The following is an 11,683-nucleotide window of genomic DNA, read 5'->3' as shown; positions in this document are numbered from 1 at the left end:
CCGATTGTCACTTGATCATGGCAACTACAAAGGGTGGAGCGATCCGGCATGAGTTCAGGACTGACAGCGGTCTGCGGTATTCCGGCCGAGACCGAGTGGGAACCGTGTCCTTCCTGCCTGCGGGTTGCGAACGGCGACTCTCCTTGGAGCACGTCGCATGGGAGTGGGGCGCGATCGCCGTGCATCCGGGATCCGTCGCCGCAGACATCATGTCGATAGCTCCATTCATCGAGCCTTCAGAACCATTTTTGTACGGTCTGATAGCGCAAATGAAAAATCTCCTGTCCGTCGATGGCGCGCTCGACGCCACTTATTGCAGCGTCATGACGATAGCGCTTGCCGAATATCTGCTGCGTCGATCCGGTCGCCCCGTTCGCGCCAAGGGAATCCGGCAACTCTCGGCCAGGCAGCTGCGTATGACGATGGAACGCATCGATCATTTGCTGCCGCAGCCGGTCCAGATCGCCGATCTGGCCACGCCGCTTGGTATTTCAGAAGGCCATTTCTACAGGGCTTTTCGGGGCGCCGCGGGCCGCACGCCCGTTCAAGCTATCTCTGAACGGCGCGTCGAGCGCGCGGCTTCATTGCTGGCTCAGACGGATTGTTCCGTTAACCGTATAGCTCTCGAAGTGGGCTTGGCGAGCCCAAGCCACCTTGCAAGGCTATTCCGTACCATACTCGGCACGACGCCGTCGGAATATCGACGTGAGTTTCGAGCGGTCGCCGTCCCGGCAAGAAACGATCAGGATGAAGCGATCCGGTCAGGATGAGGCGCGCATTTGCTCCGTGTTTTGGCTAGCTTGCCCGCACATCAAACGGAGTACCCTCGATGTCTCGTCCCGAGTTTCTCACCACCCGCCGCGATCTTCTCCGTTCCACCGCAACGCTGGCCGCAGTCGCCGCGGCCTGCCAATTTCCGATCAAGGCAATCGCGCAAGAGCGCTCGACCATCATGCGGCCGATCCCCAAGACGGGCGAGATGATCCCCGCCGTCGGTCTGGGCACTTTCGAAACATTCGACATCATGCCCGGTGAACCGCGAGACAACATTCGCGAGATCATCCGTTCCTTCCATCAGATGGGCGGGCGCGTCATCGACACGTCGCCGCTGTACGGCATGTCCGAGGTCAGCGTCGGCGATTTCGTGACCGAACTGGGCATAGCGGATGACATTTTCGTCACCAACAAGACTTGGACAACGGGCGAATATCTCTCGGACAACAGTCACTCGGAGGCGCAATTTCTTCGCTCGCGCGAGCGCCTCTGGCGTAGCCGGATGGATGTCCAACAAGTTCATAGTCTCGAGAATCACGATCAGGTCCTGCACCTGCTGCGCCAATGGAAGGAGGAAGGCCTGATCCGCTATATCGGGGCGACGCAGTGGAGCGCCGAATACTACGATACCATGGAGCGGTTGGTTGCAGGCGGCACGCTCGACTTCGTTCAGATCGCCTACACCATCCATACGCGGGCGGCCGAAAAGAGACTGCTGCAGGCCTGTGCGGACAATGGCGTCGCCGTGCAGGTGAACATTCCCTTCGAGAAGGCGCGCCTGTTCACGCCAGTTGCCGAACAGCCTCTTCCGCCTTTCGCCGCCGAATTGGGCATTGAAAGCTGGGCTGAGTACTTTCTCAAGTTCATCATTTCCCACCCCAACGTTACCGTAGTGATTCCGGCAACCAGCAATCCCGAACACCTGGTTGACAACATGGGCGCGCTCTTTGGCGAGCTGCCGGATCGGTCGATGCGAGAGCGTATGGCGGAATACTACACATCTCTTCCCGGTGTGTCCGATGCCCTTCGGCAACCGCCCTATCCAGGAAAGAACTATGGAGGGGTCGTGAAGTGGCCCTTCGCTTGAAGAATGCTCCCGCAGTTCTCTCGGTCGCCGTTCTTCTGGTGACCTGCGGCCAGCTCAGCGCCAACGAACGGGCTTTCGTGGGACAATTCACCATCGACCGCACCGAAGTGACAATCGGACAATTCACCGGCTTCGCTGAAGCGACGGGGCTGATGACGGCCGCCGAAACCTTGGGTGGCGGACACGAGTGGGGCTCGGGATGGGAGCGGCGTCCTGGATGGACATATCGGACGCCCTTCGGAGAAGCGCCACAATCGACGAGCGAGCCGGCCGTTCATCTCAGCTGGCACGAGGCGGCAGCCTATTGCGCTTGGGCCGGCGGCCGCTTGCCGACCATCGAAGAATGGGTCCAGGCGGCCTATCGCGAAACCCGCCCTGACCCATCGGCGGGCTTCATCGCCGGCAGGCAATATGCATATCCTGTCGGCGACACTCCCATCGGCGCCAACACGCGGGGCGACGATCCTTGGCCGCGCCATACGGCAGCGGTACCACGCAGGTCGGGGTCAATGGTCTCTACGATATGGGTGGCAACGTGTGGGAATGGCTTGCCGATCGTGATGGCCAAGCGGCTCTAACTGCCGGTGGTTCCTGGTGGTATGGTGCCGAGGAGATGGTGTCCAGCGCGATGCAATGGAAACCTGTCGATTTCTACGTCGTCTACATAGGTTTTCGATGTGTCTACGATCACGGACGTGCCCGATAAATCCTGAGTTGCGGGCTGATGACCGGCGGGGCAAACTGCCGCATTTTGGCGATCTTGGTTATTCTCACTGGAAGCGCAGAACGTCTGCCCATTGCGGGAACAGGGCTTGTTCCCGCGGTCGGCAGACATTCGGGCGTTCGGAGCTTCCTCACGCCCGACTTTGGCTTGCACCTCGTCCCACCTTCCGCTATAGAGCCGCCACCCGCGTAGACACCCTTGGAGGCAACGCGGCGGAAGGCTGTCCGGCCTAACGTGATCCCAAAAAGATTTTGGACCCGATCATTGTAAGGCCATGACGGCTTTCGACGTTTACGGCCCCAGGCACCTCGCCGGCCGCGAACGCTCCAGAACAACGCGAAAGGAAATGCCATGAGCGATACTTACGAGCTCAAGGCCGAAGCGCGCGAACAGGTCGGTAAGGGGTCCGCCCGTGCAGTTCGCCGCAACGGTAAAGTGCCTGCAGTAATTTACGGCGACAAGCAGCCTCCCCTGGCGATTGCGCTGACCTACAAGGACATCTACTACAAGATCCATGGCGGCGGGTTCCTGACCACGATCGCCACGATCGATGTCGACGGCAAGAAGATCCAGGTCCTGCCAAAGGACTACCAGCTCGACCCGGTCAGGGATTTCCCGGTCCATGTCGACTTCCTGCGCATCGGCAAGGACACCGAAGTCAATGTCAACGTGCCGGTCCACTTCATCAACGAGGACAAGTCGCCCGGCATCAAGCGCGGCGGCGTGCTCAACATCGTGCGTCATGAAGTCGAGTTCCATTGCCCTGCCAATGCGATCCCGGAGTTCATCACCGTCGATCTTACCGGCACCGATATCGGCGATTCGATCCACATCTCGGCGGTCAAGCTGCCGGCCGGCGTCAAGCCGGTGATCTCCGACCGCGACTTCACCGTCGCGACCATTGCCGGTTCCGCGGCGATGAAGCCGGAGGCGGAAGAGACGGTCGAAGCGGCTGAACCCGAAGCGGCACCTGCCGACGAAGAGAAGTAATCCCTTTCCGCCTAGTGTGGCGAATCCGAAATTCGCATCACTTTGGAGCAGCGCACCGGGCGAATTTCGGATTCTAAAGGCCACACTAGCAACCATGAGGTTCTAGTGTGGTTTTTGGATTTGAAGTTCCTGAACGTTGATGCCTTCAAAGCGGCAGGAACTTCAAATCCACCACACTAGAGGTGACGATGCTGCTGTTTGCAGGCCTCGGCAATCCGGGCGCGAAATACGCCAACAACCGGCACAATGTCGGCTTCATGGCGGCGGACGCAATCGCCCGCCGCCACTCCTTTTCCCCCTGGTCGAAGAAGTTCCAGGGGCTGATCGCCGAAGGTACGCTTGCCGGCGAAAAGATCATCCTGATCAAGCCGCAGACCTTCATGAACAATTCAGGCCAGTCGATCGGCGAAGCGCTGCGCTTCTATAAGCTCACTCCCTCGGCGCTCACCGTCTTCTATGACGAGATCGACCTCGCCGACGGTAAGGTCCGTGTCAAGACCGGCGGGGGCGCCGGCGGTCACAATGGCATCCGCTCGATCGACGGCCATGTCGGCAACGCTTACCGCCGCGTGCGCATCGGCGTCGGCCATCCCGGCGTCAAGGAATTCGTCCAGCATCATGTGCTTGGCGATTTCGCCAAGGCCGATCGCGAATGGGTGGAGCCGCTCCTCGACGCCATCGGTGATCATGCCGACTTGATCGTGAGGGGTGATGAGCCCGGCTTCATGAACAAGGTCAGTGTTGCCGTCCAGCGAAAGACCGGCGTCGCGCCCAAGCCGGAAAAGCCCGGGCAAAAACAACAGGGTGCAAAACAGCAGAGCCACGTCCGTCAGGCGCGGCCGCAGCAGCCGGCAGTCAAGCTGCCCGAAACCGGCCCGATGGCCGCCATGCTGAAGAAGCTGTTTGGGGGCAAGGATTGAGCTTCGGCGCGAACGGAGCCGAAGGGGTTGACGTTCGTCACCCCTTTCGCCCATAGCCCTCATCAAATTTCGATTTCCCGATAGGACTGGATAAAATGGGTTTCAAATGCGGCATCGTTGGCTTGCCCAACGTCGGCAAGTCGACGCTTTTCAACGCGCTGACTAGGACGGCGGCGGCGCAGGCAGCCAATTATCCATTCTGCACCATCGAACCGAACACCGGCGAGGTGGCGGTGCCCGACCCGCGCCTGCAGAAGATCGCGGCGATCGGCAAGTCGAAAGAGATCATCCCGACCCGCATCTCCTTCGTCGACATCGCCGGCCTGGTGCGCGGCGCCTCGAAGGGCGAAGGCCTGGGCAATCAGTTCCTGGCCAACATCCGCGAGGTCGACGCCATCGTCCATGTGCTGCGCTGCTTCGAGGATGACGACATCACCCATGTCGAGGGCCGCATCGATCCCGTCGCCGACGCCGAGACCGTCGAGACCGAGCTGATGCTCGCCGACCTCGACAGCCTCGAGCGCCGCATCGTGCAGTTCCGCAAGCGCGCTTCCGGCAAGGACAAGGAGGCGCTGACCGTGCTGCCGATGATGGAAGCAGCTCTTGAACTTCTGCAGGCCGGCAAGCCGGCCCGCATCCTGCTCAATGGCATTTCCGCGGAGGATCTGCGCATCCTGCAGGGGCTGAACCTTTTGACGTCGCACCCCGTGCTCTATGTCTGCAATGTCGCCGAGGCCGATGCTGCCACCGGCAACGCGCACACCAAAGCGGTCGAGCAGATGGCTGCCGCGCAGGGCGCCCGCACCGTGGTGATTTCCGCGGCGATCGAAGCCGAGGTCGCGCAGCTCAGCGACGAAGAGGAGATGGAATTCCTGTCTTCGCTCGGCCTTGAGGAACCTGGCTTGAACAAGGTGATCCGCGCCGGCTACGAGTTGCTGCAGCTCATCACCTATTTCACCGTCGGGCCGAAGGAGACACGCGCATGGACCGTGCACAAGGGCGCCAAGGCGCCGCAAGCGGCAGGCGTCATCCATACCGATTTCGAGCGCGGCTTCATCCGCGCCCAGACCATCGCCTACAACGACTTCGTCACGCTGGGCGGCGAAGTGGCGGCCAAGGAAGCCGGCAAGGCGCGCGACGAAGGCAAGGAATATGTCGTCCAGGACGGCGACATCATGCTGTTCAAGTTCAACACCTGAGCTGACCGACGGCACGCCGGAAGCCATCGCGGCCGCCGCTGCGATCACAGCCCTGTGCACGCCGCGCGGGCCGTTTCCGCGCGGCTTGACTGCCTGCAATGCCCGGTCTAAGGGGCGTCTGCACCGGCCCGTGCCTTCGTCAAAAACCCCTGTCCCGTGCAATCCGAAACGACGCGCCCGCTCGAACCCATCCTTTTAGCCTCAGCAAGGGAGACCCGGTGATGATCAAGGCATTCGTCGTGGACAATGATCGCCTGCGCCTCGCCGACGATCTCTTGGCAAACAGCGACAAGATCGTCTGGGCCGATCTTCTGAACCCGACAAAGGAAGAGGAAGCGGCCATCGAGGCCTGGCTCGGTGTTGCCATTCCGACGCGCGAGGAGATGGAGGAGATCGAGATTTCCAGCCGCCTTTACGTCGAGGACGGCGCCTATTTCATGACCGCCATTCTGCCGGCCCAGACCGAGGCCGACGATCCCCTGATGTCGCCGGTCACCTTCGTGCTGGCCGGCAACAGGCTGATCACCGTGCGCTATCACGAACCGAAGGCCTTCAAGACGTTTCCGCTGCGCGCCGAGAAGGTGGCGACCGGCTGCACCAGCGGCGACACCATCCTGATCGGCCTGCTGGAGGCGATCGTAGACCGCCTCGCCGACATTCTGGAGCGCGCCGGCCGCGACATCGAGACGATCTCGCGCGACATCTTCGAGGCACGCTCGACCAAGGTTTCCAAGCGCAACCGCGACTTCCAGGAATTGCTCAAGGCGATCGGCCGCAAGGAGGACATCGCCTCCTCGATCCGCGACAGCCTGATTTCACTGCAGCGGCTCGCCGGTTTTCTCGCCCACGCCTCGACCCAGACCAAGATGAGCAAGGACATCCGCGCGCGCATCAAGACCTTGTCGCGCGATGTGCTGTCGCTCGCCGACCACGCCACCTTCCTGTCGCAGAAGATCAACTTCCTGCTCGACGCGACGCTCGGCATGATCTCGATCGAGCAAAACGCCATCATCAAGATCTTCTCCGTCGCCGCAGTCATCTTCCTGCCGCCGACGCTGGTCGCTTCGATCTACGGCATGAATTTCGACATCATGCCCGAGCTCAAATGGCAGCTCGGCTATCCCTTCGCCATCGGCTTGATGATCGTGTCGGCGATCCTGCCTTTCTGGTATTTCCGCCGCCGCGGCTGGTTGTAGCTTCTATTCCCTTGGGCGCGATGGCCTGGCGCACCAGAAATTACTTGACCAAATTGCGCCCTGCCTGCATCCGGGAACCCCGATCCGTGGCGATCGTACAAACTTGAACCGGATTCCAGACCATGACCGGAAAGACCTGGGCCTATGAGGATTTCGTCGAGGGCGCCTCGCTTGACCTCGGGACGAAGCTGGTGAGTGCGGCCGAGATCATCGAATTCGCGCAAGAGTTCGATGCGCAGCCGATGCATCTCGACGAGGCGGCGGGCAAGGCCAGCATCCTTGGCGGGCTGTCGGCCTCCGGCTGGCATACTTGCGCGATGTTCATGCGCATGCTGTGCGACGCCTTCCTGCTGGACTCGACCTCGCAAGGCGCCCCCGGCGTCGACCAGGTCCGGTGGAAGAAGCCGGTGCTGGCCGGCGACATCTTGCGCGGCAACACCACCGTCCTTGCCAAGCGCCTGTCCAGGTCCAAGCCCCAGCTCGGCCTCGTCACCCTGCGCAGCGAGCTTTTCAACCAGCGTGGCGAAGGCGTCTTCGAACTCGAGAACACCGTCATGTTCCTGACGCGAGGGGCCAGCGCGTGAGCCTCGACGAGTTCTTCTGCATCGGCGTCACCGTCACGCTTGGGTCGCATACATTCGAACCCGAGGCGATCAAGGCGTTCGCCAGGAAATACGATCCGCAGATATTCCACCTCGACGAAGAGGCGGCGAAGAAGAGCGTATTCGGCGGCCTGTGCGCGTCGGGCTGGCACACAGCTGCAACCTGGATGAAATTGAACCTCGAGGCCGGCGTGGAGGCCGGGGGCGCCCGCTGGGTCGGCGCAGGACCCGCACCCGAATTCGGCCCCTCGCCCGGTTTCAAGAACCTCAAATGGCTGAAGCCCGTCTATGCCGGAGAAACCGTGACCTTCACCCGCACAGCGCTTGCCCACCGCCCCATCATGTCACGGCCGGGGTGGCGGCTGCTCACGCTTCGCTCGGAGGCCTTCGATTCGACCGGGGACAAGGTCATCGAATTCGAAAGTGCCGTGCTGGTGAAGGTGGGGTGAGCTTTCCTTCTCCCCTTGGGGAGAAGGTGGATTGGCGCGCAGCGCCAAGACGGATGAGGGTGCTGGAAGAAATGATACGTCTAAAAATCCAATGATTGGAAGCGCTTAGGCCTTCAGCGCTGCGATCGGTTCAACACCCCCATCCGACCTCGCTTCGCGACGCCACCTTCTCACACAAAGGGAAAAGGAAAAAGCGTATCAATGCCCTTCGAATCCGATCAGCGTCCTGACCGGCACGCCGAGCGCTTCGAGCTTCTCGCGGCCGCCGAGGTCCGGCAGGTCGATGACGAAGCAGGCGGCGAGGATGTCGGCGCCGATCTGCCGCAACAGCTGGACCGCCGCCGCCGCCGTGCCGCCGGTGGCGATCAGGTCGTCGACGAGGATGACCTTCTCACCCGGAGACACGCCATCCCTGTGCATCTCCATCTCGTCCAGCCCGTATTCGAGGCTGTAGGCGACGCGCACCGTCTCGTAAGGCAGCTTGCCCTTCTTGCGGATCGGCACGAAGCCGGCCGATAGCTGATGGGCGACGGCGCCGCCAAGGATGAAGCCGCGCGCCTCGATACCGGCGATCTTGTCGACTTTCTGGCCGGCATAGGGATGCACCAGCTCGTCGATGGCGCGGCGGAAGGCGCGCGCATTGCTTAGCAGCGTGGTGATGTCGCGAAACAGGATGCCCGGCTTGGGATAGTCCGGAATGGTGCGGATCGCGGCAAGCAGCGTGTCTTCGAGCGAAGGTTTCATGGGGCGGCTCTCCGGGCATTCGTCCGATTCGACTTGAAGACGTGAAAAGGAACTCCGGCCGATCGTAACCCGGCGCGGCCAGAGACGGCTACCGCGATATGGCGGCTGGAAGAAAATTGTCCGGCAAAGGACTGGGCCGGCGGTCTTCGGAAGCAGTGTTCGGAAATGCGAAAGGGCGCCTTTCGACGCCCTTTCGATCTGGTGGCGTAGCTCAGTGCGCCACGCCGGCCCACACCTTGCGCTTGGTCAGATAGACCAGCGCGCCGAACAGCAACAGGAAGACCAGCACGCGAAAGCCGGTTTTCTTGCGGGCTTCCAGATGCGGCTCGGCCGCCCACATCAGGAAGGCCGACACGTCGCGGGAATACTGGTCGACTGTCTGCGGCGCGCCGTCGTCATAGGTCACCTGATCGTCGGAGAGCGGGTTGGGCATCTTCAGCGACACGCCGGCTATGAAGTACGGATTGTAGTGCGTGCCTTCCGGTATCTCCATGCCCGCCGGCGGCTGCTCGTCATAGCCGGTCAGCAGCGAGTGGATATAGTCGGGACCGCCCTGGGCGTATTGCGTGAAGATGTCGAAGACGAAACGCGGAAAGCCGCGCTCGACGCCGCGCGCCTTGGCCAGCAGCGACATGTCGGGCGGGGCAGCCCCGCCATTGGCGGCCGCTGCTGCCTGATCGTTGGGGAACGGCGCCGGGAAATAGTCGGACGGTATGCCGGGACGATCGAACATGTCGCCGGCATCGTTGGGGCCATCATTGATCGTGTATTCGGCCGCCAGCGCCTTGACCTGCGCTTCCGAATAGCCAAGGTCTTCCAGCGTGCGGAACGCCACCAACTTCATCGAATGGCAGGCCGCGCAGACTTCCTTGTAGACCTTGAGCCCGCGCTGCAACTGCGCCTTGTCGTAGGTGCCGAACGGCCCGGCGAAGCTCCAGTCCATCTCCTTGGGCTCGTGTATCGGGAAATGCGTCGGCGCGGCTTCGTTGTGCGCCTCCTCCTGGGCGATCGCCCCTGTGGTCGCGGTCGCAGTGCCTGCCAACACAAGGCCGAGCAGCGCCAGCGAGGTGAGAATCTTCTTCATACCAAATCCCCTTGAGATTCTCTGCCGCGCTGTCGTCGTCTCGACCATCATCTTGTCCGAAAACCGGTCTCCACTGTTCGGGGTCATGCTCAGCCCTTGGTTTCCGGTGCGGCTGTCGCACGAGCCGGATGCCCGCCACCGCCATGCTTGTTCTTCTCGAGCACCGCCTCGGTGATCGAATTCGGCAACCGCCGCGGAGTCTCGATCAGGCCAAGCACCGGCAGCGCGACCAGGAAGAAGGCGAAATAGAACAATGTCGCCATCTGCGCCATGAAGACATAGCTGCCTTCAGCCGGCTGCGAACCCAGCCAGCCGAGCAGGACGGCATCGATCACGAATAGCCAGAAGAACAGCTTGTACCAGGGCCGGTAGACCGCCGAGCGCACCTTCGAGGTGTCGAGCCACGGCACCAGGAACAGCATGGCGATGGAGCCGAACATCGCGAGCACGCCGCCAAGCTTGGAGTTGATCGGCCCGATATTGAAGGTAATGGCGCGCAGGATCGCGTAGAACGGCAGGAAGTACCATTCCGGCACGATATGGGCAGGCGTCTTCAGCGGGTCGGCGACGACGTAATTGTCGGGATGGCCGAGAAAATTCGGCAGATAGAAGACGAAGTAGGCGAAGATGAACAGGAACACGAGCATCCCAAACGCGTCCTTGATGGTCGCGTAGGGGGTGAAGGCGACGGTATCGGTTTTCGACTTGACCTCGATGCCGGTCGGGTTCGACTGGCCGACCACATGCAGCGCCCATATATGCAGCACGACGACGCCGGCGATCATGAACGGCAGCAGATAGTGCAGTGAAAAGAAGCGGTTCAGCGTCGGGTTGTCGACGGCGTAGCCGCCGAGCAAAAGCTGCTGGATCCAGTCGCCGACCAGCGGGATGGCGCTGAAGAAGCCGGTGATGACGGTCGCGCCCCAGAACGACATCTGCCCCCAGGGCAGCACATAACCCATGAAGCCTGTCGCCATCATCAGGAGGTAGATGATGCAGCCGAGTATCCACAGAAGCTCGCGCGGCGCCTTGTACGAACCGTAGTAGAGGCCGCGGAAGATGTGGATGTAGACCGCGACGAAGAAGAACGACGCGCCGTTCGAATGCATGTAGCGCAACAGCCAGCCCGAATTCACGTCGCGCATGATCTTTTCGACCGAATCGAAGGCAAGAGTGCTGTCCGCCGCATAATGCATGGCCAGCACGATGCCGGTCAGCATCTGCGCCGCCAGCATGAGCGCCAGGATGCCGCCAAAAGTGTACGCGTAGTTGAGGTTGCGCGGCACCGGATAGGCGACGAAGCTGTCATAGACCAGCCGCGGCAGCGGCATGCGGGCGTCGAACCAGCGTCCGATACCGGTCTTGGGCGTATAGGTCGAGTGTCCCTCGCTCATCGAAATATCCCTTAGCCTTAGCCGATACGGATCTTGGTGTCGGAAATGAACTGGAACACCGGCACCGTCATGTTCTCCGGGGCCGGCCCGCCGCGGACGCGTCCGGCCGTGTCGTATACCGAACCGTGACACGGGCAAAACCAGCCGCCGAACTCGCCTTCCTGGCCGAGCGGAATGCAGCCGAGATGAGTGCAGACCTGGACCATCACTATCCAGGCCTCTTTGCCCGGCATGGTGCGGTTGGCGTCCGTCGCCGGCGCATCGGCCGGCAGATTGGCGTTGCGGGCGAGCGGATCCTTGAGCTGGGCCAGATTGACCGCCTCGCCGTCCTTCATTTCTTGTTCGGTGCGGTTGCGCACCACAACCGGCTTGCCGCGCCATTTCACGACAAGCGACATCCCGGGCGTCAGCGAGGAGACGTCGACCTCGACCGAGGCCAGCGCCAGCGTCGAGGCATCCGGGCGCATCTGGTCGATGAACGGCCAGGCGACGGCACCCGCGCCGACCACCGCCGCCATAC

At 61.8% G+C, this 11,683-nt stretch carries 14 protein-coding genes; 10 read left to right on the top strand and 4 right to left on the bottom strand.

Features of this window, described 5'->3' with window-relative positions; genetic code table 11:
• From EOA86_RS06615 to EOA86_RS06575, 10 genes are all read left to right on the top strand, one after another.
• Nucleotides 1-770 (top strand): AraC family transcriptional regulator (locus EOA86_RS06615; RefSeq protein WP_206629967.1); only part of this gene is annotated, 770 nt, incomplete at its 5' end.
• Nucleotides 771-829: 59 nt separating this feature from the next.
• Entirely contained in the window at nt 830-1,861 is a 1,032-nt protein-coding gene (locus tag EOA86_RS06610; protein ID WP_245497153.1) for an aldo/keto reductase, read from the top strand.
• Nucleotides 1,846-2,439 carry an SUMF1/EgtB/PvdO family nonheme iron enzyme gene (locus EOA86_RS06605; protein WP_245497152.1) on the top strand — a complete coding sequence of 198 codons (594 nt, stop codon included), beginning with the start codon at nt 1,846-1,848 and terminating at the stop codon, nt 2,437-2,439. The genes EOA86_RS06610 and EOA86_RS06605 overlap by 16 nt, the downstream gene beginning before the upstream one ends.
• A complete protein-coding gene (locus EOA86_RS41155; RefSeq protein ID WP_281035637.1) occupies nt 2,328-2,567 on the top strand; it encodes an SUMF1/EgtB/PvdO family nonheme iron enzyme in 240 nt (79 codons plus the stop codon). The genes EOA86_RS06605 and EOA86_RS41155 overlap by 112 nt, the downstream gene beginning before the upstream one ends.
• A gap of 369 nt (nt 2,568-2,936) precedes the next feature.
• A complete protein-coding gene (locus EOA86_RS06600; RefSeq protein ID WP_128341041.1) occupies nt 2,937-3,575 on the top strand; it encodes a 50S ribosomal protein L25/general stress protein Ctc in 639 nt (212 codons plus the stop codon).
• A 188-nt stretch (nt 3,576-3,763) separates the two neighbouring features.
• Nucleotides 3,764-4,495, top strand: coding sequence for an aminoacyl-tRNA hydrolase (pth, locus tag EOA86_RS06595; protein ID WP_127211203.1), 732 nt, complete (start codon nt 3,764-3,766; stop codon nt 4,493-4,495).
• Between the two features lie 95 nt (nt 4,496-4,590).
• Nucleotides 4,591-5,694 (top strand): redox-regulated ATPase YchF, encoded by a 1,104-nt coding sequence (ychF, locus tag EOA86_RS06590; RefSeq protein ID WP_127211202.1) that lies wholly within the window; start codon nt 4,591-4,593, stop codon nt 5,692-5,694.
• A gap of 221 nt (nt 5,695-5,915) precedes the next feature.
• A complete protein-coding gene (gene corA, locus EOA86_RS06585) occupies nt 5,916-6,890 on the top strand; it encodes a magnesium/cobalt transporter CorA (protein ID WP_065011947.1) in 975 nt (324 codons plus the stop codon).
• 122 nt (nt 6,891-7,012) lie between these two features.
• A complete protein-coding gene (locus EOA86_RS06580; protein WP_127211201.1) occupies nt 7,013-7,474 on the top strand; it encodes a MaoC family dehydratase in 462 nt (153 codons plus the stop codon).
• Nucleotides 7,471-7,941, top strand: a complete 471-nt coding sequence (locus tag EOA86_RS06575) for a MaoC family dehydratase (RefSeq protein WP_095519196.1) — start codon at nt 7,471-7,473, stop codon at nt 7,939-7,941. Before EOA86_RS06580 ends, EOA86_RS06575 begins: the two co-directional genes overlap by 4 nt.
• A gap of 198 nt (nt 7,942-8,139) precedes the next feature.
• On the opposite strand, the gene EOA86_RS06570 is transcribed toward EOA86_RS06575, so the two are convergent.
• From EOA86_RS06570 to petA, 4 genes are all read right to left on the bottom strand, one after another.
• Nucleotides 8,140-8,685 carry an adenine phosphoribosyltransferase gene (locus tag EOA86_RS06570; RefSeq protein WP_065011944.1) on the bottom strand — a complete coding sequence of 182 codons (546 nt, stop codon included), beginning with the start codon at nt 8,683-8,685 and terminating at the stop codon, nt 8,140-8,142.
• Between the two features lie 211 nt (nt 8,686-8,896).
• Entirely contained in the window at nt 8,897-9,769 is an 873-nt protein-coding gene (locus tag EOA86_RS06565) for a cytochrome c1 (protein ID WP_127211200.1), read from the bottom strand.
• An 89-nt stretch (nt 9,770-9,858) separates the two neighbouring features.
• On the bottom strand, nt 9,859-11,163 hold the full coding sequence (locus tag EOA86_RS06560; RefSeq protein WP_065011942.1) for a cytochrome b N-terminal domain-containing protein: 1,305 nt from the start codon (nt 11,161-11,163) through the stop codon (nt 9,859-9,861).
• A gap of 17 nt (nt 11,164-11,180) precedes the next feature.
• Nucleotides 11,181-11,681: a ubiquinol-cytochrome c reductase iron-sulfur subunit gene (gene petA / locus EOA86_RS06555; protein ID WP_128341040.1), complete on the bottom strand. Its 501-nt coding sequence runs from the start codon at nt 11,679-11,681 to the stop codon at nt 11,181-11,183.
• Between the last annotated feature and the right edge of the window lie 2 nt (nt 11,682-11,683).

It is taken from the genome of Mesorhizobium sp. M5C.F.Ca.IN.020.32.2.1 (genome assembly GCF_004023105.1).
GTDB classification, from domain to species: Bacteria; Pseudomonadota; Alphaproteobacteria; order Rhizobiales; family Rhizobiaceae; genus Mesorhizobium; species Mesorhizobium wenxiniae.
The sequence above is the reverse complement of the archived record's forward strand: the minus strand, read 5'-3'. Positions and strand labels throughout refer to the sequence as shown.